At 60.6% G+C, this 24,315-nt stretch carries 22 protein-coding genes; 2 read left to right on the top strand and 20 right to left on the bottom strand.

Annotated elements, in window-relative coordinates; all coding sequences use genetic code 11:
* Positions 1-72 precede the first annotated feature (72 nt).
* Complete coding sequence (locus tag HS968_RS03405; protein WP_119692039.1) at positions 73-798, top strand: PqiC family protein; 726 nt, start codon at positions 73-75, stop codon at positions 796-798.
* A 53-nt stretch (positions 799-851) separates the two neighbouring features.
* Here the strand turns inward: HS968_RS03405 and HS968_RS03400 are convergent, their stop codons facing one another.
* The 6 genes from HS968_RS03400 to msbA form a co-directional block, all read right to left on the bottom strand.
* Entirely contained in the window at positions 852-2,063 is a 1,212-nt protein-coding gene (locus HS968_RS03400; protein ID WP_182370153.1) for an acyl-CoA dehydrogenase family protein, read from the bottom strand.
* Between the two features lie 10 nt (positions 2,064-2,073).
* Positions 2,074-3,354, bottom strand: coding sequence for an acyl-CoA dehydrogenase family protein (locus HS968_RS03395; RefSeq protein ID WP_182370152.1), 1,281 nt, complete (start codon positions 3,352-3,354; stop codon positions 2,074-2,076).
* Between the two features lie 154 nt (positions 3,355-3,508).
* The gene (hldE, locus tag HS968_RS03390; protein WP_182370151.1) at positions 3,509-4,930 is read right to left on the bottom strand and encodes a bifunctional D-glycero-beta-D-manno-heptose-7-phosphate kinase/D-glycero-beta-D-manno-heptose 1-phosphate adenylyltransferase HldE; all 1,422 of its coding nucleotides are present in this window, start codon (positions 4,928-4,930) and stop codon (positions 3,509-3,511) included.
* Between the two features lie 61 nt (positions 4,931-4,991).
* Complete coding sequence (locus HS968_RS03385; protein ID WP_182370150.1) at positions 4,992-6,374, bottom strand: PIG-L deacetylase family protein; 1,383 nt, start codon at positions 6,372-6,374, stop codon at positions 4,992-4,994.
* Between the two features lie 4 nt (positions 6,375-6,378).
* The gene (locus HS968_RS03380) at positions 6,379-7,275 is read right to left on the bottom strand and encodes a GNAT family N-acetyltransferase (protein WP_182370149.1); all 897 of its coding nucleotides are present in this window, start codon (positions 7,273-7,275) and stop codon (positions 6,379-6,381) included.
* Positions 7,275-9,113 carry a lipid A export permease/ATP-binding protein MsbA gene (msbA, locus tag HS968_RS03375; protein WP_182370148.1) on the bottom strand — a complete coding sequence of 613 codons (1,839 nt, stop codon included), beginning with the start codon at positions 9,111-9,113 and terminating at the stop codon, positions 7,275-7,277. The genes HS968_RS03380 and msbA overlap by 1 nt, the downstream gene beginning before the upstream one ends.
* A 154-nt stretch (positions 9,114-9,267) precedes the next feature.
* Between msbA and HS968_RS03370 the strand changes: the two genes are divergently transcribed.
* Positions 9,268-9,840, top strand: a complete 573-nt coding sequence (locus HS968_RS03370) for a BUD32 family EKC/KEOPS complex subunit (protein WP_182371567.1) — start codon at positions 9,268-9,270, stop codon at positions 9,838-9,840.
* Positions 9,841-9,861: 21 nt separating this feature from the next.
* Here the strand turns inward: HS968_RS03370 and HS968_RS03365 are convergent, their stop codons facing one another.
* The 14 genes from HS968_RS03365 to waaF are packed head-to-tail and all read right to left on the bottom strand — an operon-like array spanning position 9,862 to position 24,151.
* The gene (locus tag HS968_RS03365) at positions 9,862-11,013 is read right to left on the bottom strand and encodes an O-antigen ligase family protein (protein ID WP_182370146.1); all 1,152 of its coding nucleotides are present in this window, start codon (positions 11,011-11,013) and stop codon (positions 9,862-9,864) included.
* On the bottom strand, positions 11,010-11,771 hold the full coding sequence (locus tag HS968_RS03360) for a glycosyltransferase family 2 protein (protein WP_182371566.1): 762 nt from the start codon (positions 11,769-11,771) through the stop codon (positions 11,010-11,012). Before HS968_RS03360 ends, HS968_RS03365 begins: the two co-directional genes overlap by 4 nt.
* A complete protein-coding gene (locus HS968_RS03355; protein WP_238338908.1) occupies positions 11,772-12,650 on the bottom strand; it encodes a DUF6625 family protein in 879 nt (292 codons plus the stop codon). It lies immediately after the preceding gene.
* Complete coding sequence (locus tag HS968_RS03350; protein WP_182370144.1) at positions 12,647-13,603, bottom strand: glycosyltransferase family protein; 957 nt, start codon at positions 13,601-13,603, stop codon at positions 12,647-12,649. Before HS968_RS03350 ends, HS968_RS03355 begins: the two co-directional genes overlap by 4 nt.
* Positions 13,600-14,325, bottom strand: a complete 726-nt coding sequence (locus HS968_RS03345; RefSeq protein WP_238338951.1) for a CatB-related O-acetyltransferase — start codon at positions 14,323-14,325, stop codon at positions 13,600-13,602. The genes HS968_RS03350 and HS968_RS03345 overlap by 4 nt, the downstream gene beginning before the upstream one ends.
* Positions 14,326-14,363: 38 nt before the next feature.
* On the bottom strand, positions 14,364-15,491 hold the full coding sequence (locus HS968_RS03340; protein WP_182370142.1) for a glycosyltransferase: 1,128 nt from the start codon (positions 15,489-15,491) through the stop codon (positions 14,364-14,366).
* Positions 15,478-17,232, bottom strand: a complete 1,755-nt coding sequence (locus HS968_RS03335) for a carbamoyltransferase family protein (RefSeq protein WP_182370141.1) — start codon at positions 17,230-17,232, stop codon at positions 15,478-15,480. Before HS968_RS03335 ends, HS968_RS03340 begins: the two co-directional genes overlap by 14 nt.
* A gap of 12 nt (positions 17,233-17,244) precedes the next feature.
* Entirely contained in the window at positions 17,245-18,690 is a 1,446-nt protein-coding gene (locus tag HS968_RS03330) for a lipopolysaccharide kinase InaA family protein (protein WP_182370140.1), read from the bottom strand.
* Positions 18,690-19,433, bottom strand: a complete 744-nt coding sequence (locus HS968_RS03325) for a lipopolysaccharide kinase InaA family protein (protein ID WP_182370138.1) — start codon at positions 19,431-19,433, stop codon at positions 18,690-18,692. The genes HS968_RS03330 and HS968_RS03325 overlap by 1 nt, the downstream gene beginning before the upstream one ends.
* Positions 19,430-20,164: a lipopolysaccharide kinase InaA family protein gene (locus HS968_RS03320; RefSeq protein WP_119692055.1), complete on the bottom strand. Its 735-nt coding sequence runs from the start codon at positions 20,162-20,164 to the stop codon at positions 19,430-19,432. The genes HS968_RS03325 and HS968_RS03320 overlap by 4 nt, the downstream gene beginning before the upstream one ends.
* Positions 20,164-20,970 (bottom strand): lipopolysaccharide core heptose(I) kinase RfaP, encoded by an 807-nt coding sequence (gene rfaP, locus HS968_RS03315; RefSeq protein ID WP_182370137.1) that lies wholly within the window; start codon positions 20,968-20,970, stop codon positions 20,164-20,166. The genes HS968_RS03320 and rfaP overlap by 1 nt, the downstream gene beginning before the upstream one ends.
* Entirely contained in the window at positions 20,967-22,091 is a 1,125-nt protein-coding gene (locus HS968_RS03310) for a glycosyltransferase family 4 protein (protein ID WP_182370135.1), read from the bottom strand. The genes rfaP and HS968_RS03310 overlap by 4 nt, the downstream gene beginning before the upstream one ends.
* A 10-nt stretch (positions 22,092-22,101) precedes the next feature.
* On the bottom strand, positions 22,102-23,106 hold the full coding sequence (gene rfaC, locus HS968_RS03305) for a lipopolysaccharide heptosyltransferase RfaC (protein ID WP_182370134.1): 1,005 nt from the start codon (positions 23,104-23,106) through the stop codon (positions 22,102-22,104).
* A gap of 1 nt (position 23,107) precedes the next feature.
* Entirely contained in the window at positions 23,108-24,151 is a 1,044-nt protein-coding gene (gene waaF, locus HS968_RS03300) for a lipopolysaccharide heptosyltransferase II (protein WP_182370132.1), read from the bottom strand.
* Positions 24,152-24,315 lie beyond the last annotated feature (164 nt).

Here is a 24,315-nt window from a genome sequence, read left to right as displayed (position 1 = left end):
GTCATGTGCATGGCCCCACTGCATGATATGGGATCGATGTGCGGTTGCCCCATAAGCAGCTGCCGGGAACGAATGATGACTGTAGTACGCCCTGTGGCTCTACTTCTGACCACGCTGCTCATGCTGAGCGGTTGCAGCCTGCTGCAGCAGAAGCCGGTGCCCCTCTACCAATTGGATAGCGGCAGCGCCGTGACGCCAACCAAGGACAATGGTGTCACCGTACTGGTCGGTCCGATCAGCGTGGCCGACTACCTGCGTCAGCAGAACCTGCTGCAACGCCAAGCCGATGGCAGCCTGGTCGCTGCCCAGAACGCTCGCTGGGCCAGCGGCCTGGCCAACGACATCGACCAGCAGATGCTGCGTCAACTGGCCTGGCGCCTTGACAGCCAGCGCCTGGTGCTGGCCCCGGCAGCTCCGGGCTTCAGCGCTGACGCTCAGGTCATGCTGACCATTACCCGACTGGACTCCGGCCCGACCCAACCCGCCGTTCTGGAAGCACAGTGGCGTCTGCTCGACCGTCGCGGGCAACTGCGCGATAGCCGTCTGATCCGCCTGGAAGAGCCTCACAGCGGCCCCCTGGCAGAACAAGTCAAGGCACAGAGCGCGCTGGTACAGCGTCTGGCAGCACAACTGGCGACCGCCATCCAGCCGGTGGCAGCGGCTACAGACCCGACACCCGAGCCAGTACGCAAGAAACCTCCGGTGGCCAAGGCCAAACCGCAAGAACCGGCCGCTGCCGGGCCGAAGATTCCGGTGGCAGAACCCATCAAGATCGATACGGAAGTCTTCCGCTTCTAAGCAAAAAGCCCGCAAATGCGGGCTTTTTGCTTGTAGGATGCAACTCGCGTGTCTTACTTGAGCTCACTGGAGCTCTTGCCCAACAACCGCCGAGCGACGATCAGCAACTGAATCTGCTGGGTGCCTTCGAAGATGTCGAGAATCTTCGAATCACGCGCCCACTTCTCCAACAACTCGTCCTCGCCATATCCCATCGCACCGGCCAACTCGACACATTTGAGCGTCACCTCGCTGGCCACGCGTCCTGCCTTGGCCTTGGCAATGGAGGCCTCCTTCGAATTGGGCAGCTTGTTGTCAGCCATCCATGCAGCCTTCAGCGTCAACAGGCGCGCCGCCTCCCACTCAGCCTCCAGCCGATACAGCGTCGCCTCGGCGTGAGTAACGGCCAGCAGCGGCTTGGCGTAGTCGAAACGGCAACCCGCCTTGAGCAACAACTCACGGGTGCGCTCCAACGCTGCACGAGCCACGCCGACAGCCATGCCAGCGACCAGTGGCCGAGTGTTGTCGAAGGTCTCCATGACCCCGGCAAAACCCTTCTGCACATCGATTTCGGCGTTGCCCAGCAAATTGGCCGCCGGTACACGGCAATCGCTGAAGCTGATCGAGGCGGTGTCCGATGCCTTGATGCCCAGCTTCTTTTCCAGACGGGTGACCGTCATGCCAGGCGTGCCCTTCTCCACCACGAAGGACTTGATCGCTGCACGTCCGAGACTCTTGTCCAGGCTGGCCCAGACCACCACCGAATCCGCGCGCTCGCCGGAAGTGACGAAAATCTTTTCGCCATTGAGGATGTAATGATCGCCATCCTTCACTGCAGTGGTACGAATCGCCGCCGAGTCGGAGCCGCATCCCGGCTCGGTAATGGCCATGGCCGCCCAGGTTCTGCCGAAGCGTGTCAGTTGCTCGTCATTGGCCACCGCCGCGATAGCCGCGTTGCCCAGGCCCTGGCGGGGCATGGCCAGCAATAGACCGACGTCGCCCCAGCACAGCTCCATCACACCGAGCAGCGCCGCCATATTGCCGCCGTTCTTGATACCGTCCTGCTGCTCGCGAGCCGCACCACGCTTGCTGGCCGAACCAGCGCCGACGGCCTCGGGAGAGCCTTCGTTCATGCCGTCGAGCAGCGCGGCAAGCAGATCCAGCTCCTTGGGATAGGCGTGCTCGGCCTTGTCATACTTGCGCGAGATTGGCCGGAAATAGTGCTTGGCCACCTGTCCAGCCTGGTGTTGCAGGCCGCGGAATTTCTTCGGAGTTTCCAGATTCATCGTTGCCACCCTATAGATGAAGGCCGCCAGCGAGCACGGCGACGCTGCGCAGGTCGCGATACCAGCGCTCGGCCGGGTGCTCCTGGGTAAAACCATGGCCGCCGAGCAGTTGCACCGCGTCGGAGCCGATCTTCATCGCCTTCTCCGCGCAGAGCAGGCGCGCCAGGTACGCCTCACGGCGAAATGGCAAGCCGGCCTCGGCACGCGCGCAGGCACGCCAAAGCAGCAAGCGCATGGCATCCAGTTCGATGGCGATGTCGGCGACCATGAAGGCCACGCCCTGACGATGACTGATCGGCTCACCGAAGGCTTGGCGCTCATTGCAGTAGGTCGTCACGTAGTCCAGCGCCGCCTGCGCCGAACCGACAGCAAGCGAGCACAGCGCCAACGCGCTGCAATCGAGAAAGGCCTGAAAGTCGAAGTTCTCACCAGCTAGCCGAGACTCGAGCGGTACCTTCACACCTTTGAGTTGAATGCGCGCCAGGCCGCAGGCCTTCAGCCCCATCGCAGGCTCGGCACGGCGGGTGACACCCTTGCTCGCCGCATCGACGATGAACAACGCCGGGCCATCACCGGCCTGAGCGCTGACGATCAACTGACTGGCACCTAGACCGCCGATGACCAGTGCCTTCTCGCCATCGAGCAGGTAATGCTTGCCACGCTTGCGCGCTCGCGTGGTGGGCTGACGCGCATCGCTTAACACGCCTGGCTCGCACACTGCCAAGGCGAAGGGCCGAGGCCCCTCCTCACTGACGAAAGCCGGTAGCCAGGCCGCCTGTTGCTCAGGCGAGCCCCAACGACGGATGCAGTTGGCGGCGGAAAGCGGCACCAGCAGCGCAGCGGCCAGGGAGAAATCTCCCTGCGCCAGGCTTTCGGCGATCAGCGCATTACTGAGTACGGTGCGCTCTCCGGCCAGTCCACCATGCGCCTCACCCACACCATAGTGGGCCAAGCCCAGTTCACGTGCCTGATTGATCAGTGCAGCAGACACGCGCGCCTGAGCGTCTGCCTCATGCGCAGCCGGACGCAGAACCTCCAAGGCGAAGCCTTGAAGCATATCCACCAGCATCTGCTGTTCTTCAGTCAGTGACAGGTCGAACAAGTCATCGGCAGCCGGGCGCGCTTCACGCGGCGCGCTGCTGGCACGGCCAGCAGCCAGGCGAAAGCTGGCGCGGCTACCGCTATAGACGAGTTTCTCGAAGGACTTGCGCACATTGAGGCGGTCTGGCCAGTCGGCCTGGGCCAGTTTGCTCAGTACGCTCAGGGCCTGGCCCTGTACATCGACGGTCATGGCATCTCGCTCCACATGAGAGGTGCCACCGATGATGCGCCGCCGACTGACAAGCGACTATGACCCTCAAGACGCAGCGCTGCGGCAATCAGGTCAAGCCGTATTCCTGGAAGGGCGCGGACAGGACATGACTGACGTCATGTCCTCTGACGTGTCACTTGCTGCGAATTTTCTCGACAATCGCGGTGGTGGAGCTGTTTTCCACCAAACCGAGCACGCGCACTTCGCCGCCGTATGCCTGAACGATATCAGCACCTACTACCTGCTCGATGCCGTAGTCGCCGCCCTTGACCAGCACATCGGGCTGCACCTGCTTGAGCAGACGCTCAGGAGTGTCTTCGGCGAAGCTCACGACCCAATCCACCGCACCGAGCCCCGCCAGCACCGCCATGCGACGGTCTACGGCATTGATCGGACGACCCGGGCCTTTCAGACGGCTGACCGAGGCATCGTCGTTGATCGCCACGATCAAACGGTCACCCTGCGCACGCGCCTGCTCCAGATAGGTCACGTGACCGGCATGCAGAATGTCGAAGCAGCCATTGGTGAAGACGATCTTCTCGCCATGGGCACGCGCATCCTCGATAGCGATCAGCAACTGATCCAGGCTCAGCACGCCACGCTCGGATCCCTCTTCACGCTGTACGGCACGGCGCAGCTCCGGTGCGCTGATAGCAGCGGTACCCAATTTGCCCACGACGATACCGGCAGCAAGGTTGGCCAGGGCCACGGCCTGCGGCAACTCCTCGCCTGCGGCGATGGACGCCGCCAGGGTGGAAATTACCGTGTCACCGGCACCGGTCACATCGAACACTTCACGGGCACGGGCCGGCAGGTGCAGTGGCGCATGCCCCGGACGCAGCAGGGTCATGCCATGCTCGCCGCGCGTCACCAGCAGGGCACCCAGCTCCAGCTCGGTCATCAGCTTGGCACCCTTGCTGACCAGTTCGGCCTCATCGGCACAGCCACCGACGATGGTTTCGAACTCGTGCAGATTCGGCGTGATCAGGCTGGCGCCACGGTAGATGGAGAAATCCTTGCCCTTCGGGTCGGCCAGCACCGGAATGTTCTTCCTGCGTGCAGCCTGGATCAGCGTCTGGTGATTCTGCAGTGCGCCCTTGCCGTAGTCTGACAGCACCAGCACCTTGACCCCATCGAGCAGCGCATCGACATCCCGAGCCAGCGCAGCGGTATCGGTGTTGAACGGCTCCTCGAAATCCATGCGCAGCAATTGTTGATGACGGCTCATCACGCGCAGCTTGACGATGGTGGGTTGGCCATCGAGGCGCTGAAAATGCGTCTCCACACCGACCCCACGCAGGCTGTCGCTCAAACTTTCAGCCGCCTCGTCTTCACCAGTAACGCCAACCAGCAGAGCGCGCGCTCCGAGCGCCGCGATATTCAGCGCCACGTTGGCGGCACCGCCGGGACGATCCTCGATCTGGTCGACACGCACCACGGGCACCGGAGCCTCCGGGGAAATCCGCGACGTGCCGCCGTGCCAGTAGCGATCGAGCATCACATCGCCCACCACCAGAACGGCGGCTTGGTCATAGCGAGGCATGGTCAGTTTCATGATGGCTCCAGAAGGGGAGAAAAACGGAAAAAATCATAGCATGACGAGTACGACGAGCTGTTCAGAGCGGGCGAACCCAGAACAACTCATGCCGGCGCACGGCCTTGCGGAAGAACTCGTCTTCGCCCGTGGCCGGCCAGCGGCGCCCGGCCAGGGCCCACTGAATCAGGCGACGCAGACGCCTTTTCAGCGGCAGCGGGCCTTGCAGATCATGCTGCAGGCCCAGCGCCATGGCCTTGTCCATTTGCCGCTCGGCATCCAGCGTCGGGCTCCACAGGCGGTCGGCCGGCAACGGCGTGATCGCCGGCGGCAAGGCGATGCCATTACCCGCCGGCCCCATGGGCCAGCGGTCGTTGTCATGCAGGTGATTGGCGTAGAGCAACAGGGTTTGTGGCTTCCAGCCGCTGCGCTCGCAGGCTTCGAGCACGGCACGCGTACTGGCAACATGGTCGTGATGTGGATCGAGTTGCGGATGCGGCGTCAGCAGCACTTCGGGGCGGTAATGCTCGATCACTGCGACCAGGTCGGCGATCAGGTTGTCCCAGGTCGGCAGACCGTCGGCATCGGCCGGCAGAGTCAGCGGGTTGTGACGGCGCACAGGGCGCACATCGCTTTCCCCCGACTCACGGGAACCGAAGGGCACTTGCGGTTGCTCGGCCATGGCCGGCAGTTGCAGGCAGTAGTAGCCGAGCTGCACGCAGCGCTGCTGCGGCACGCCCCCCCAGAGCGGCGCGGCCAGGCTGTCCCAGGCACGCAGGCGGCCCTTCAGGCGAGCGGCGGCGGCCTTGTCCAACCCCAGCCGCTGATAGTTTTCGGCCTCGATCTCACCCTGAGTCAGGGTGACGATGGCGGTGTCGGACGAGCGGCTGTACTGACCAAAGGCGGCCAGTTCGGCGTCGTCGGCATGCGGCGCGATGATCAGCATGCGCTGCGCGGCATAGTCCGGGTTATGCATGGCATGCAAGCGCAGCTCGCCCTCGATGCGGCAGAAGCGCGACACGATGTTCAGGCCATTGGCCTGCACGCCGGACAGGTTGAGGTAGCGCCGCCCGGCGACGCCGCGCTCGAAATCCTGGCGATCATCGCCCACCAGTACATAGGGATCGAGCCAACGCCCCAGCCAGGTCGCCGTCAGTCGTAGCTCGAGCACCAGGGTGTCGTAGTCATCTAGATCGGCTTCGACCTGCAGCGCCCCCCGCTCGATACGCGCCGGCAGGCTGAGACAGTCATCGGGGAAGTCGTAGCGGTAATCGTCGCGCGGCGAATAGAACAGATGATCGGCAAACCAGGCCTCGTGCGCCACCCAGCCCAGCACCAGCAGTAGAGGCGGCAGCCACCAGGCGACCAGCACACCGAGCGCGAGCAAAGCCAGCAGGGCTACCAGCATGGCGATGCGCTTGTTACGCCGGTGGCGCTTGAGCAGTTGCTGCTTGCGTCCGTTCATCGATTTACACCTGATAGACCGGCACCCGGTTGCACCAGCGATCCTTGTATTCGCGGTCGGCGCGACCGAAGGAATAGCGCAGCGGCTTGCCCAGCGCGCGCGCATGTTCCCATTCACCTTGCGTATTGACGAAGCTGAGTACGCTGCCGGGGCTGAACTCGCGCTGCTGCGGGTCGACCCCGCCGTTGATGTATTCCAGGCTGACCCACTGCGGCGCCTCGACACGATAGAGCACCTGGATCGCCACCGGCTCATCGTTCAGATAGATCAAGGAACCGGTCATGAATTCGCGCAACAGAGCGAATACCTCCGCCAGATGATCCTTCCCGGTGGCCTCGAAGCCCCAACGGCGCTGGAACAGGTCAGCGTAGATGCGCGCCTGTTCCTGCGGTGTCAGCTCAAGCATCGGCCGGATCACCCCACCCGCCTCTTCCAGCAAACGCTGTTCACGGCGCTGGTTATAGCGGAATTTCTTGCTGTACTGCTCCGGCTCACGAGCCAGCGCCAGGCCTTCAGGCTGCTCGCTGATGCCAATCAGCCCGGTCGCATTGAGTTCGGACAGGTAGCGAGCACGATGGCGCAGCGCAACCTGCGCACCAGTTGCCAGCGGCAGAATGATCTCGGCATTGCCCAGGTCGAACAGACCGCGCTTACCCCGCAGCTTGAGCACATCCTTGGACAAGGCCAGATGTCGCCCCCAGGTCGGGATAGCGGCTTGCAGCTCGCCATCGATCATCCACCCCAGGTAACGCACCGGGATACCGGCCAGATCAGCCAGGCGCACGACCACCTGGGGATGGGTGGCAACGCTGCCGCCGAAACGGGCCCAGGTCGCGGCATAGTCGGCGGCGGAAATAGGCGTCCAGCCACGTTCACGCCAGAATTGCAGACGACTCAACATCAGGCGTTCTGCTCGGCCACGACGGAATCGTCGTCTTCCTCGAACTGCTTGGCGTGCAAGCGCGCGTAGTAGCCGTTCTGCGCCAGCAGTTCGGCGTGGCTGCCACGCTCGACGATCTGCCCCTGATCCATCACCAGAATCAGATCGGCCTTCTCGATAGTGGTCAGGCGGTGCGCGATCACCAGCGTGGTACGACCCTGCATCACCTGATCCAGCGCCGCCTGGATATGCCGCTCGGACTCGGTATCCAGAGCCGAAGTGGCCTCGTCGAGGATCAGCAGCGGTGCATCCTTGAGCAAAGCGCGAGCAATGGCCAGGCGCTGGCGCTGTCCGCCGGAGAGCAACACGCCATTCTCGCCGACCAGGGTGTCGTAGCCTTGCGGCATCTTCTCGATGAACTCAGCGGCATAGGCATCACCGGCTGCCTGCTGCACCGCTGCGAGCGGCGCGCCAGCCAGATCGCCGTAGGCGATATTGTTGCGTACGGTATCGTTGAACAGAGTGACATGCTGGGTCACCAGAGCGATGTGCCTGCGCAGGTTACGTAGGGTGTAGTCTTCGACATCCAGGCCATCGAGCAGGATCTGCCCCTGCTCATGGTGATAGAAACGCGGAATCAGGTTCGCCAGGGTCGACTTGCCGCTGCCGGAACGCCCGACCAGCGCCACCATCTGCCCAGGCTCGGCAACGAAGGAGATGTCATTCAGCACCGGTTTTTCCGATCCCGGATAGCTGAAGCTCAAATTCTTCACCTCCAGCCGACCACTGATGCGCTCGCGCTCTTGGGTGCCATGATCGACCTCCGGCTCCTCGTCGAGCTGTTCGAAAATGCTTTCGGCACCCGCGACGCCCTTCTGAATCGTCGAGCTGACCTCGGACAACTGACGGATCGGCTTGGGCAGCAAACCGGCCAACGTGATGTAGGCCACTAGGTCACCTGCCGACGCCTCGCCTCGCAACAACAGTACGAGGAACATCAGCACCGCCATAGCGCTGTAGATCACCAGTTGCAGGCTGGGGGTATAAACGGCATTGGTTTTGACCATTTTCAATTGCTTGAGCTTGTTTTCCTCGCTCGCCTTAAGAAAACGGCTCTTCTCGTAATCCTCACCACCAAAACTCCGTACAACCCGATAGCCCTGAATGCTTTCGGAGGTCACATGAGTGACGTCGCCCATGCTGGTCTGGATTTTCTTACTCTGCTTACGGAATTTCTTGCTGGTACTGGTCACCATCAGGCCGATGACCGGCAGGATTGCCACCATCACCAAGGTCAATTTCCAGTTCATCCAAAGCAGCGTGGCAAACAGGAACACTACCGTCATGCCTTCACGCACAACGACCTTGATCGCATCGGTAGCCGCGCCGGTGACCATGGTCACGTTGTAGGTAATACGCGAGATCAGATGTCCGGAGTTGTGATTATCGAAGTAGCGATTGGGTAACGTCAGCAGGTTGTTGAACAGCGCGATACGCAGATCCTGCACCAGCCCCATCGAGACCTTCGCCAGATAATAGTTGCCGAGAAAGGAGCCGATGCCCTGCCACACAGCAATCAGTACGATCAGCAGGGGCACGGCCTGCAGCAGCTTCAAGTGTGCCAGCCAGGGGAGGGATTCCAGCAACCAGGGCACGCCGGCGAACAAACTGGCATCCGGATTGGACAAACCATCGACGAAGTACTTGAGCATGTAACCCAGCATCGGCTGGGTAGAGGCGAAAATCAGGAAGCCCAGTAGGCTTAGCAGGAACAAACCAATGTAAGGCCTGACATAAGCCAGCAACCGGAAATAAATAGTAAGGCTGGAAGCAGCGTTCTGCTGGGGTACTTCGGTCATGTCCGCTTTCACCGGTAATAAGAATGGCAATCTTAGCATTCCCAATATCGTGGCCGCGCCCTTGCAAGATCGGGCATCATATGCACTTCCGCAACCAGAGAGCGTCCAGGACGTGCTGAACTTCAATCACCTTCCCGTCACCACGCTGAACAAAATGATCGAGGGTGCGAGCATTCTGGAACAGGACAGCTACGGCCCAAAGGTCTACGCACTGACTGATGGCAATATGCTTAAGCTGTTTCGTCGCAAGCGACTGCTCTCTTCTGCGCTGTTACGCCCGCAGTCACTGCGTTTCTGCGCCAATGCCGAGGCGCTGAAAAAGCGAGGCATACCGACCCTGACGCCACTGCAGCTGTACCGTCTGGATGATGCGTCGAGGACAGCAGTTCTCTATTGCCCCCTGCCAGGGGAAACACTGTTTACCTTGTTATGTGAAGGCAAAGCCGACTGGTTGGATTTGCTGCCTCCCCTGGCACGCTTCATCAATCATCTGCACGAAAGCGGCGTGTATTTCCGCTCCCTGCACCTGGGCAACATAGTCAAGACCCCGGACGGGGCGTTCGGCCTTATTGACATTGCAGATCTTCAGATCCGCCGGCGCGCCTTGGGCCGTGGCAGGATTCGCCGCAATCAGGAGCATTTCGACAAATACCTGAGAAAGGAAAATATCGTCCTGGATACCGCTCAGCTGTGGGCCCATTGCGAAAAAATTCGGCAAGGCGCCTGACACACAGGCGCCTTGCCAGCCTCAGGGTTGCGTCCGACGCTCGTTGGGGATCAACGCTATCGGCAGCAACACCAGCATCCAGAGCTCATCAGGGTTACCCACCAGCTTGCTGCCATCGAAATTCAGCACGATCAGAGCCACGAGCAAGTACAACCCCCAGGGGTCACGCTGCAGCCAGGCGTGCCGGAGAACGACAATCGCCAAGGCCATGAACAGAAGCAGTGACACCAGGCCGCTGTATAACCCCAGCGCCAGGTAGATATTGTGGGGATGCTGAATCGCAACGCCCCCCATGATGGTGGAGCTAGTCGTATAGTGCACACCGCACCCCAACCATATCCCGCACGCCTGCCATTCACCCGCGAGCACGCGCCATAGCTCGAAACGCCCTGAGTCGGCCCGAGCGAACAATTGGCTCATCACGGGCACTTCAGTCACGGCGAAAAGAATTACTCCCACCACGATCATCGCGGCAACGGCCAGTATCAGAAAGTAGCGCAAATGGCGCATCGCGTGCCATGCGCAGATCAGCGCGCAGATCGCCAACATGCCGACAAGCCCTGAGCGGCTCTGAAGTACATAAGCCATGCAAAAAACTGCCAGCGCCAAAGCAGCCGCCAGCTCCAGCCAACGCCGCTGAGCGATCCAGGTCGGCAACGCCAGGGCAAAGCAGCAGGCCAGCCACATGCTGGTATAGATCGGGCCCGCCATCCGCCCCGGCAGCCAAATGATTCGTTCGCCTGGAGCGTAACGTCCAATGATCCAATAGACGATTGCCGACCCCAGAACGTATATGCCCACCACCCAGAACAGGCCACGTGCGAAAAGCGCGGTACGAAAAATCCGTGGATCGACCAACTGGCTCACCAACAGAACGAACAGCGCAAGATAGAGCACATGCTTGAAATACTGACCGCTACCTGAAAGTGCGCCGACCAGCAGGTACCAGGCACATAACCCTGCCCAGAGCAACAAGGCGGGCGACGGACGAATATCACGACCAAGGCGCACCACGAGGAACACCAACGCAGGCAGTGCCAGCAGCACGTAATAGACGTTATTGACCATCTTGCTGGTAGGAAGCAACAGGAAGCTGGCGATGAAGATCAGCAGTGCGAACGTGAAATAACCGTACCGCTCGTGCCATCGCTGCATGCCGTGCAAGGCACTCATAGAAATACTCCAATCAACAAACCAATGAAGAAGACCAGCCCCAGGCGTAGACGCTCGCGTTTCTTTCGCTTCGCCTTCTTGGCCCGCTCTTCGGGCACACTGACATGCTCGCCGAATCCGGTATGCAGGACAGCATCGTTCTCCAGAATGAGCGCATGCCGCTGATCGTTGGCGTACAGCCGGGACAAGTCCTTTTCACCATCATACTGGCCGAAGGGGGCATGCAGCTGATAATCGACCATGCGACGCAACCCGGGGTTGAAGGAAAAGCCCTGCCAGTCTTCCTTGTGCGAGCCGACGCGATAAGCCGCGATCCCCTCGACCACCTCACGCTCCCCCAGGTACACGTATGGACTATGAAGCGCCAGATCATGGGCAAAACTGCGCAGCCATACCTGCAAGGCCTGGGGATCGGCCTTCAGGAACACAAGCGAGTCCTCGATGAAGCCTGGCCGATAGAACTCCCAGTCATCCTCACAATGAAAGATCCAGGGGGTCTTGACGTGCGAGTAGGCCAGATCGATGGAGTGCAATTGCCCCAACCGAGGCACATTGACGAAGAACGTCGTATGCTCATGCCAGTGCTCGGGAATGCAAGCCTTTACCGCCTCATCACCCGAGTCCTCGGTGATGAAAACCTCACGGATAGGTGAGCGATTGAAAGCATCGAAGCTGGCAAGCGTCCTCTTCAAAAGGTCGAAACGCCCGCAACTGGTGACTACCAGAGTGACGTCACTGTCCTTGGAAAAAATCAAGATCTAAACCTCTCGAAAACCCTTGGGAGTAATGCTCCAGGAATCCATCGCGGCCAGCGCGGCATCCTCCATGAGCTCCTGTTCACTGCAAGTGGGCCAAGCGTCACACTTCCAGCCAATGAAATGGAAGTACGGGAACTGCCGCGAACCATCGCGGTCATTGAATAACTGTCCCTCACGCCAGATCCAGCGTTGCGGAAATTCAAAACTGCCATCGTGCCAGGGTATGCGGCCATTCGGTGTACTGAACGCCTCACTGAATTCACAGCGATGCCGCCAGGGATTCCATGCATCGGAAAGCCTGCGCAAAGGTGCCGGCCAATTTTTATTGCGAATGAACAAGCGACTGAAAGCCCCTTCGTCGAAAGCTCTATGTTGATCAGAAGACAACGCCGCCTGCCAGCCCGGAACCTTCATGAAGGCAGTGAGCATTCGCTCGTTGTTACGAAACAGGCACAGGTGCCCGGACACTCGTCGCTCATGGGTGGAGAGGAAGTCGAAACGTTCCAGACGCTCGCTGGTGAAGTAGCTACAGAGATCGCCATACACCAGATCAATGTCGCTGACGCCCCAAAAATCCACCCCCTCCAACTCAGCGCAATGGATATAACCCAATGCCGGCTTCAAGTCACAGAGTTTGTAAGGGTTGCGAGGTTGAAAGTCGACCCCAAGCGCTGCCGACACCTTGGAGCAGTAATCGGCAAAACTCATGCTCCGGAACCGAACGTTGTCCGGAGCATCCTTCGGAACGCCACAATCGGTAAAAAATAGCCAGCGTACGTCCGGATTGAATCGGCAACTTGCCAGGAAAAAGGGCATCCAGAACGGCCAGCGACCAAAATAAGGGACTAGAAATAGTAGGCGCGGCTTACTCAAAATCAAACCCCGAACCGGTTGCGCAGACGGCAGAACCAACCTGGAGTCGGAGCGGGCCGCAGTGGGGGCCGCATGGCACGAACTATTTCCGCACCGATCTGATCGAATCCATAACGCGATACCGCCAGCGCCTTGCCATTGGCCGCAATCCGCTCAGCCCAGATCGGATCGGCACGCAACTGAGCCAGCTTGCCACACAAATCGTCGACACTCCGGTACAACACGATATTTTCCATATCGACGAAGCCAAGTGCACGACTCTCCTCTTCACCATGATCGTAAGCCAGCAACACGCAGCCACACGCCATGGCCTCGAAGTTCTTGATCATGTATTCACCCATACCGACATCGGCACTGACGAAGAACCGAATGCGATTGAGCGTATTGAGGTATTCCTCACCTGATTTGGTGCGCGTGACTACCAGATTCTCGACCTTCGCCAACTCGTCCAGAAGCGCCTTGCGCCCGCTGTAAGCCACGCTCTTGGTACTGCCGACGAAACCCAGCTCAATGTCACGCGTTCTGCCCTGATCACTCAGCAACGCCTGGTCGTAGCCCTTGGGAACGAATACGGCATCGAACCCTTCCTGGCGCAAGCGCTGGCTCACTACATAACCTGAACTGATCACTCTCACCCAGGGCAGTTTGCGGTAATGCGCACTGAATTTGCCGGTGTATTTGCACGCGATGTAATTCTGGTAGGCATCGTGTTCGAGGATCACGCTGTTCGGCACGCTCCGCAGGAAAGAGACCTGGCGTATCTCCTGCTTGAAGCGCAGGAAAAACAGGATACGGTCGTAACGTGCAACGTCTACATGATCCCGGAAATACCGGCGCAGGTTGGCCTGATCGTCGCGCCCCAGCCAACGAACCTCGCAGTCACAGTTGCGCTGAACGCCTTCATACAAGCGATCCAGAATGGCCCGCTGCTCGCCCTGTACCAAGAACAAGACTTTCATTGGACTTCACCGACTCGCCCGGAAGCCAGGCCACCTGAAAGTTCACGGCACCCACGGCGACTGACCTCGACCTGCCTGTAGATAGCAGGCTCACGTGATGGCAACTCGGCAAATTGGCGAAGGAAATGCTCGGGAACGTCGAGGGACAGACGCTGCAACACGTCAACGGGAAGCTCCCACCAGGCACTACCCAACAAATCGTTGATCACCTGCTCCGAGTGTCGATACCGGATAATGCGGGCCGGCGTTCCTGCCACGATAGCGTAGGGGGGAACATCGCACGTCACCAGGGAACGAGCAGCAATGACCGCCCCCGTCGAGACCTTGACTCCCTCCATTATCATCGCCTCACGACCAATCCAGACATCATGTCCTATTTCGGCTGGCTCACCCCGCTCAATATAGTGCAAGGACGTCCCTGTATATTGCATTGGATGCGTGCTGACCCAATCCAGCGGATGCCCCGCTTTCTCCTGACCAATGACCACGGAGTTACCGATCGAGCAGAAACGTCCGATACGCGACACGTTCAGCAACTCGGACTCACTGCGAATATAGGTCATGGTTCCGACATGCAGAGTCGTGAAAGCCGCCTGCACCCCGGAGATGGCGCAGCCCTCCTCCAGCTGCAACACAGCGGCTCTTGGGAAATCGGGGACTGCAATCCCTAATTTGATACCCCGCTGGCGCAACCAATACCTGCAACGAGACGCCTTCAGCATCTTGATCACGATAACTATTCCTGAAAATCACTGGTTCGTCAGAAACACTGTTTCAAGCGAGACGGCATTGACAACTGCCAGAACGTTTCTTTTACTGCCAAGTCACTGAATCGTCGCTGAAGGTTATCGAGTTCAGATAAGAACTCTGCATCGGAACAGTGAATCAAGCGTTGTGCCAACATGTCGTGATCCCCCAGGGGGAAACGACAACTTGCAGCCTCGACAACCTCTCTGGCACCACCGCAATCAGTTGCCAGCACCGGTACTCCAGCCGCCATAGCCTCCAGCAATACCATGCCGAACGGCTCGTGGTCGGAGGTCAGGGCGAATACATCGAAAGCCTTGAAATAGCCTCGCCCATTGGGCACCTGGCCGAGAAAGCGCACCGCGTCGTCAACGCCCAGCTCAGCCGCCAGCGCCTTGAGTGCGGACTCCAGACGGCCACTACCCATGATCGCCAGCAAGCTGCCTGCTGGCAGTTGCGGCAGAGCCCGGGCAAAACCGCGAATCAGTGTGGCCTGGTCCTTGTCCGGATGCAGGCGGCCAACATTACCGACCACCCAGGCGTCCTGTGGCAACCCCAGATGCTTACGGGCCGCTTCGCGGGCAACCTGCTCGGCCTGCACCGCCTCGACGTCAATACGGTTATAGAGGGTCTCGATACGCTCTGCTGGCCAATCCGGCAAACAGCTGCGCATGTCGTCACGCACGGCATTGGAAACACCAAGCAGCATCAAGCGCTTGCGGAAGAAGTTGGCGAACAGTTGGCGAGAACGACGCTTGTAGTCGCCAAAGGCGTGGTGCACGCCAATCACCGGCAGGCTGCTGCCCAGCAGAGCAACGTAGATCGGCTTGAAACGGTGCGCGATGCACAGGGCGAAGTCGCGCGAGGCGACGATCCGCCGGAAATCGCGGATGGCACCCAGTTTCAGGCCGCGCACCTGGGCACTGGAATAGCCGAGGAAGATCACCTCGTCGGAAGCCGAGCCGCGCTCGACCTCCTCCGACGGCTTGCCGGTCAGGTAGACCGTACAGACCTTGTAGGGCGTACCTTTGAACAGCACGGCGTACTGCCGTGCGCAATCCAGAAAGGGGCCGTCATAGCCATGGCAGAACTGCAGAACCCAGCGCTGCGTTTGGCCGTCTGCCTGCTCAGACGCCGTCATACCAATCCTTGCCATCCTTGACCACGAGCACATCTTCCATGATGAGGTACTGCAGATCCGAACCGTAAAACATGTTCAGAGCATCGGTCGGCGAGCAGATCATCGGCTCGCCACGGCGGTTGAGCGAGGTGTTCAGCGACACGCCGTTGCCGGTCAGTTTCTCCAGCTCCAGCATCAGGTCGTACCAGCGCGGATTGAAGCGACGCTCCAGCACCTGAGCGCGCGAGGTGCCATCCTCGTGCACCACTTCGCCGACACGCTCCTTCCACTCCTCGTTCACCTCGAAGGTGAAGGTCATGAACGGGCTAGGGTGATCCACCTTGAGCATCTTCGTCGCCACGGTATCGAGCATCGACGGGCAAAAGGGTCTCCAGCGCTCGCGAAACTTGATCTGCTCGTTGATGCGGTCGGCCACGCCCGGCACGCTCGGGCAGCCGATGATCGAGCGGCCACCCAAGGCGCGCGGCCCGAACTCCATGCGGCCCTGAAACCAGGCTACCGGGTTGCCGTCGACCATGATTTTTGCGATGCGCTCAGACGTGTTGTCGATGAGTTTGAACACAGGCTGGTTCGGGTGCTTGGCGCAGGCAGCGATGACCTCTTCGTTGCTGTACGAAGGGCCAAGGTAGACGTGCTCCATCTTCTCCACCGGCACGCCACGCTTGTGCGAGACGTAAGCCGCAGCGCCGACGGCAGTGCCGGCATCACCAGAGGCCGGCTGGACGAACAGCTCTTTGACATCATCACGGGCGATGATCTTCTGGTTCAATTTGACGTTCAGCGCGCAGCCGCCAGCGAAGGCGATCTTGCCGGTTTCCTTGAGAATGTCGCCGAGGTAGTGCTCCATCATCTGCAGCGCCAGCTTCTCAAACAGCGCCTGCATGCTAGCCGCGTAGTGGATGTACGGGTCGTCGGCGATATCACCCTCGCGCTTCGGGCCGAGCCATTCGATTAGCTTGGGCGAGAAGTAGTAGCCCTTGCCATTCTCCTTGTAACGGCGGAAACCGATGACGTTGGCGTACTCGGTATTGATGATTAGCTCGCCGTTCTCGAACTTGGCCAGACGCGAGAAGTCGTACTTGGCGGCGTCACCGTAAGGCGCCATGCCCATGACCTTGAACTCGCCATCGAGCATCTCGAAGCCCAGATACTCGGTGATCGCACCATAGAGGCCGCCGAGCGAATCCGGATCGTAGAATTCCTTGATCTTGTGGATCTTGCCGTTCTCGCCATAGCCGAAGAAGGTCGTGGCGTACTCGCCCTTGCCGTCGATGCCGAGGATCGCGGTCTTCTCCTTGAAGCCCGAGCAATGATAGGCGCTGGAGGCGTGCGCCAGGTGATGCTCGACCGGCTCGATCTTGACCTTCTTCAGGTCGAAGCCGAGTTGCACCAGGCACCACTCGATACGCTTCTTGTAGCGCTTGTAACGGCGGTTACCGAACAGGATGGCATCAAGAGCGCGATCCGGCGCGTAGGCGTAACGCTTGGCGTACTGCCAGCGGGCCTTCTCGAAGATGCTGATGGGGGCGAAGGGAATGGCCACCACATCGACATCCGACGGCTTGATGCCGGCTTGTTCCAGGCAGAACTTGGCCGATTCGTAGGGCATGCGGTTCTTCGCGTGCTTGTCGCGCACGAAGCGCTCCTCTTCCACCGCTGCAATCAACTTGCCGTCGATGTACAACGCCGCGGAGGGGTCATGACTGAGGGCGCCGGACAGGCCGAGAATGGTCAGTGCCACAGGTTTGAGCCTCTAATTCGGGCAGGTGCCAGGCACCTGCGGTAAACGTTGGTCGAGCAACTGGTGCAGGGCGGAATCCACCGGCCAGTTGCGCAGAAAACGGGCGCGGTCGCGGGCATAGGCCCGGGCAAAACTGCGCGCATTGCGATGCTGTCGCATGGCATCCAGGTCGATCAGCGACCAGGCACCCTGCTTTTCATCCCAGAACAGATTGTGCCCCTTGAAATCACCGTGGCTGATACGTTCGCGCAGCAGGGCAGCGAACAGCCGATCCAGCGCCAGCAGCTCGTTTTCCGGGGGCGTGGCCTGCTTGTACGCTTCAAAACGCGTGATTATATCCTGCCCGTCGCAATAGTCGGTAATCAGGTAGGCACGACCGCGCAGCCAGCACCAGCGCTGCTCGATCACCGCCAGCGGTGTCGGCGTGACGATACCCAGCAGTCGCAGGCGGTTGCCTTCGCGCCAGCTATGCCAAGCACGACTGGGGCGCCAGAAACGCTTGAACCAGTGCAGCAGGTTCTTCACGTTGTAACGCTTGCCCACCAGTGAGCGGCCTCCACATTCGACCCGCGCCACCGTGGCTGCACCACCGGTCTTGTAGATATGTCCAGCGTCGATCCGAGCATCGAGATCAGTCAGCAACGGCTGCAGTTCCGGCTCGGCCTCGCGACGCACCACGCGCAGGCCAAAAGCACCGATTCGAGCGGCGAACAGACTGCAGTCACGAGCTGTTTTCCTCAGGTAATCACGCAGACGCCAACGGCGTACCTTGGCTATTTCGGCCTGGAGCATTTCCAGCGGTAATGCGTGTTCACCGTTGGCGAGGAGGTAGTGGATCAGCAACTCTTCTAAGTAGGAATCCAGCTCGGCGGGTAGTTGGGCGAAGAAGACACCGAGGTTTTCCAACACCCTCGCCCGCGACAGCGGCTGCCCGGCCGTTTCACGGCGCACGCCTCCTCCGTCGATCAGGTACAAACGACCTTCATGCCGTAGCAGGTTGTCCAGATGCAGGTCGGCCTGCCAAAGACCCTGGGCATGCATCTGTCCGATGGCTGCCAGCGCTGCGGCCAGTACGTTCTGCTGGTCGTCGTTCAACAGTGGTTCGCGCGCTGCTTCGCACCAGACATCCCACAGGCTCTGCGCGCCACCTAGGTACTCGAACAGCAACCAACCGCCCTGCCCATCGATGAAGCCTTGAGCAAGCAGCTCGGGGGTGGTGAGTCCTTGACCAGCCATCAGCTCAGCGCCCCCCAGCTCACGCTGAAAATGGCGCGGCGCCTTGCTACCGACCAGTAATTTGGCCAGCACCGGACGCCCCTGCCAACGTGCAAGTGCGACATAACGCTGCCCAGGCAACACACGTAGCAGGCGCTCCAGCACCAGCTGATCACCCACCAAGTGCAGCGTCAGCGGCAAATCAGGCGTGCGGCCGGCCTGGCTCAATTCACCTAACCGCATCAACGCGCCTCCTTGTTGCACTGCCGGGCAACAAGTTGCCGCCACCAAGCATCGACGTCACCTCCATCCCCGAGGTAGGCCACCAGCAGTTCGCGCACTTCGACCTCGTTCCAGATTCTGGCACGGCGCAACAAAGGCTCCAGATCCTTGATCCGATCACGCCGCCCTAATAGCAATGGACGAGTTTTCTCCAGATCGATCAACTGCGCCTCGAACCCACCTTCCTGTTCACGCAAGAAGATGTGCTTGGGATAGAAACAGCCGTGCATCTGCCCAGCTTGGTGCAAGCAACGCGCAAGACGGCCACAAGCACGAAGGATGGACACATGCGCGGCACCGTCGAGTGCGGCCCATTGCGTCAACCAATGTTCCAGATCCTGCCATCCATCTAGCGCGCGGGTCAGCAGGACAGCACGGCGCTCACCCGGCAAACGGCGTTCAGCAAAGAACGCCGCCTGCAGGGCCGGTATGTTCAGCTCGGCATAGCGACGAATATTGCGAAACTCGCGCGCGAAGGTCGGTTCACCGAATGGGTGCAGCAGGCTACGCGTCAGGTGATTGCTTTGCCGCTTCAGGTAGAAGGCACGCTCGTCCAACTCCAGACGATAGACACTACTCCAACCGCCACGCTCGGTGTTGGGCTCATCAACTGCTTCAAGTTTCAGCGCCCAAAGCGCATCGAAACTGGCGAGTCCGTGACGCTCAAGCAGGGCACGATCCTGCGCCGCGATGAAGTCGCTCATTCGCGGCCCTCGAAGAATTTAAGGATCCGCAGTACACGTCGCTTGTCACCGCTACTCAAGCGGTTACGCCCCCGATACTGCAAATAGAAACGTAAACGCTGCGTTCTCGACAACACCCGCTTGGCAACCTTGTCGAGACATGCCAGATCCTTGACGATGCGGTAGCGCAACAAAGGTCCCCACCAGAAACTACCAGTAGGGCAATCGATGAAGAACAACTCGGCCTTTTCATTGACCAGCAAGTTTCGCCACTTCAAATCATTATGAGTGAAGTGGTGGTCATGCATTGTCCGCGTACTCTTGGCCAATTGCTGACTAATGACCTGAACCCATTCCTGATCAGTCAGACGCACATCCTGACGGTTGGCGACTTCAGCAAGGTCGAGAGTATTTTCCAGTTCGCGTGTTACCAACGCCCCGCGCACGAAAGCCCCAGTCTTGCGCTCAAGACCATGTGCAACGATCGGTGCAGTCGGTATGCCCCACTTGGCGAACAACTTGAGATTCTGCCATTCGGCCTTCACACGAGGACGCCCCAGATAGCGGCGCAGACCTTTACCCGCCCCCCAGTAGCGCTTGACGTAGTAACGCACGCCGTGACGCTCGATACGGATGACCTCCGACAACGGATCCTTGGTCAGCCGCTCACCTTGGAGTTCGAAAACAGACTCCAGAGAGCCTAAATCCTCTGACAGTGAATGATATTCCGGGGCAAGGCTCCAGCTAGCCATCAAAGCGCCTCTCCATAACGCTGCTTGCGCTCATACAGTTTCGCCGCCTTGCGCTCCAGCCAAACGAGCAAGCTTGCCTCCTCGCGCAGCACCTGACGTAGCGGACGCCGGAAGTAGGTGCGCAGAAAGCGCAGCTTGTCGCGGCCTGTCATACCGATATCCAGTGCAGAGAAATACAGGGCGGCCAGATCCTTGTCACGCCAGCGGCGGGGCACTGCGTCACGCACCTGGGCGCGATGCAGGTCGATCACCGACAGTCGCAGATCATTGGCCTGGATCGGCCGATCGGTATGCAGCAGAAAATGGCAGATATAGCAGTCACGGTGATTGACCCCGGCACGGTGCATGGCGCCCGTCATCTCTGCAACCTTACGGATCAGCGCCCACTTGAGTGCGGGCTTCGGCGGCTGCTGCGCCCAGTTCAGGCTGAGCTGTTCCAGATCGACGGTCGGCGCCAGTTCCTCGGTGACGATGAAGGAATGCTGGCTCGCCGGGTTCGCGCCGCGCTCGCCATAAGCCACCGCAGTCATGGTTGGCACGCCAGCCTCGGTCAAACGCTGGATCGCTTGCCATTCTTGCGCAGCGCCGAGCACCGGCGCCTTGGCGGTCAGCAGGTTCTTGACGATCTCGCCCCAACCGATACCGCGGTGGATCTTGACGAAGTAACCGCGCCCATCGACTTCGGTGCGCAGGGTGCGCCGCCCCTCCAGCTCGCGATAGACCTGGCCATGCAACGCCTCGACAGCCTCGAAGGCATCCTGACCGGCCCACAGGCTCTTGAAGGGTTCAGCGAGAATCAGTTTCACGCGCACCTCGAAGCAAGGATCACGTCAGCAGCCTTCTTCGGCATCGAATACAGGTCGGCGCTGTCGGCATAGGCCAGCCCATTGCGCCCCCAGAAAGCGCGCTGCTGCGGATCGGCCAGCATATCGGCAAGAGTATGGTTGAGCTGCTCCTGCTCGAAAGGGCTGGGTAGCACCCGGCCGCAATCGGCATCGGCGATGTAGTGGGCATAACCGCACACATCGGTGACCAGCACCGGCAAGCCGGAAACCAGCGCTTCGAGAAGCACCGTGCCGGTATTCTCGTTATAGGCCGGATGGATCAGCAGATCAGCGCCAAGCAGGAAACGTGGGATGTCGCTGCGACCCTTGAGAATCTGTACCTGGCCGGACAAGCCCAGCGCCTTGATCTGCAGCAGGAAGGGCTTGGGATCGTCCTGGCCGATGGCGATCAGGCGGGTGCGCTTGCGCAGTTCGCGCGGCAACGAAGCCAGCGCCTTGAGGCTACGATCCAGGCCTTTGGTCTTGAAGCCGGAGCCGATCTGCACCAGCAGCAAGTCATCGTCGTTTAGCTTGAACTCACGGCGAAACTCGGCGCGGATTTCGGCGGCATTGGCCGGGGCGCGACGATCCAAGGCGATCCCCGGCGGCAGCAGGTGGAAACGCTGCTGCGGGGTCTTGTAGTGCTTGATGAACAGCGGCTGCTGCACTTCGGAGATCATCAGGATCTCGGTTTTGGACTCCGGCGCGAATACCGCACGTTCGTACTCGGCGAAATGTCTGTAGCGGCCCCAGCGGCGATAAATCGGGTTGCGCAGGGTCTGCGCCTTGTCCTCGAAACAACCGTCGGCGGCGTAGTAGACATCCAGGCCCGGCATCTTGTTGAAACCGATCACCCGGTCTACGGGGTCGCGCTTCAGGTCGGCCTGCAACCAGGCGGTGAATTTCTCGTTGCGGCGATGGTTGAACAACGCGCGTACCGGCGCCACGCGCACATCGAAGCCAGCAGGATTCTCGCCCTCCCAAATCGGCGTATAGACACGGATGGCATGACCGCGCGCCTGGCATTCCAGGGCGATGCGCATGAAATCGCGCTGTAGCCCGCCGAACGGGAAGTATTTGTAGAGAACGAAGGCCAGTTGCATAGCCGCTCCTTTATAGGGTGCCGGGAGGCGCAAGCAGCAGCGCCTCCAGTTCCAGGCCGACGCGCTCGGCGCCGAGACCATCGAAGCAGGGCTTATCGCGGTCGCCGCTGCCGGCTCCCGGGCCGCTGGCGCACAGGTGAATCTGACTACGACCGTAAGCACCCACCTTGCCGGGCAGCGTCGGGCCGTAGAGGGAAATATTGGGTACATCCAGCGCCGCAGCCAGATGACCGAGCCCGGTGTCCACAGAGACACAGGCGCTGGCTCCGGCAATGACCTTGGCCACGCCAGCCAGGTTCAACTTCGGCAACACGGCGGCATGAGTGAGACCGGCAGCGATACGCTCGGCACGCGCCTTCTCCGCCTCGCTGCCCCAGGGCAGGCGGACGGCCCAACCCAGTTCGTCCATGCGCTCGGCCAGGGCGCGCCAATCGGCCTCGGGCCAGTGCTTGCTGGCCCAGGTGGTGCCATGCAGGAACACCAGATAGGGCTGGGCAGTCGCATCCATCATCGCCGCGCGGTTGAGACCGTAGTCACCGGTGCCGGACGGTAGCGTGTAACCGAGCGCCTTGGCGAACAACTGGCGCACCCGTTCCAGAGCATGCTGATCATTGGCTACCGCGTAGCGACGATCATAGAAGCGACTGGCCAGCGGCTCGCGCGCCGAATCGCGATCAAGCCCCGCCACGGGCGCCGACACATAGCGCGTCAGCCAGGCACTCTTGAGCAGTCCCTGGGCGTCGATCACCAGGTCGTAACGGGTTTCGCGCAGGCGCTGCTTGAAACGCGCCCACTCGCCACTGCGCCAGGTACGCAGCGGATGCTTGCGCCAGCGGCGGATCGCGACGGGAATGACCTGGGAAACCGCCGGGTGCCAGGCTGGAATTTCGGCGAAACCTTCTTCCACCACCCAATCGAAGCGGATACCGGGAATGGCGCGAGCGGCGTCGGTCAACGCTGGCAGGGTATGCACCACGTCGCCCAGTGACGAGGTCTTGATGATCAGCACCCGCAAATCAATCGCCCTCGACCAGGGTCAAGGTTTCACCAACCAGCCGATCCAGCGCCTCGATCACCGGCCTCGGCTTCAACTCGCGCAGGCAGTTGTAGTGGCCATAGCGACAGGTACGCTCGAAACAGGGGCTGCAGTCCAGGCCCAGACGAACGATTTCGACACGATCAGCCAATGGCGGAGTAAAGCCCGGCGACGTTGAGCCATAGATAGCGACCAGAGGACGGTTCAAGGCTGCCGCTACATGCATCAGCCCGGAATCGTTGGAGACCACGGCAGTAGCCGCCGACATCAGGTCGATGGCCTCGGCCAGGCTGGTCTGCCCGGAAAGGTTGCTGACTTCCTCGCGCAGGCCGGGAATCAGCCGCATGCGAATGTCTTCACCGCCAGCGTGGTCGTTCTTCGAGCCGAACACCCAGACCTGCCAGCCTTCGCGAATCTTGATCTCGGCGACCTTGGCGTAGTGCTCGGCCGGCCAGCGCTTGGCCTCACCGAATTCGGCGCCCGGGCACAGCGCCAGCACCGGGCGATCCAATTGCAAGCCGAATTGGCTCAGGGCTGCCTCACGACTGGACTCATCGATGCGCAGACGCGGCTGCGGATAGGGCTGCGGCAGCGCGGCGCCGGGCTCATAGGCCAGCGCCATGAAACGCTCGATCATCAGCGGATAGCGCGCTTTATCCAGCGTGCGGATATCGTTGAGCAGGCCATAGCGCATCTCGCCTTTCCAGCCAGTACGCTTGGGAATACCGGCGAACCAGGGCACCAGCGCGGACTTGAGCGAGTTGGGCAGCAGGATCGCCTGATCGTACTGACCAGCCAGCGATTTGCCGATGCGTCGACGCGTGGCCAGGTCGAGCACGCCATGACCGAGCGGCAGGCTGAGCGCGGCGCGCACCTCGGGCATGCGCTCGAGAATCGGCCGACTCCACTCCGGCGCCAGCACGTCGATCTCGCACTCTGGGTGGCGCTGCTTCAGGCACTGGAACAGGGTCTGCGCCATCACCATGTCGCCTACCCAGCTCGGCCCAACGATAAGTATCTTCATATTCTTTCCAGAAACGACCGGGGAGGCCCGGAGCCCACCTGCAACCTGCTGCGCATCAGTCATGCATCCTCAAAGCCTGGGTTCGGCGCTGATCTACCGCAGTAAATCTCGCACCTACGCCCCTGCCTATCCTGGCCTGACCCTAGCTCGCAAGCTTGCTGGCG

Origin of the sequence: Pseudomonas berkeleyensis, from assembly GCF_014109765.1 — a bacterium.
Taxonomy (GTDB): Bacteria; Pseudomonadota; Gammaproteobacteria; order Pseudomonadales; family Pseudomonadaceae; genus Aquipseudomonas; species Aquipseudomonas berkeleyensis.
This window is presented reverse-complemented; position numbering and strand designations above follow the sequence as displayed.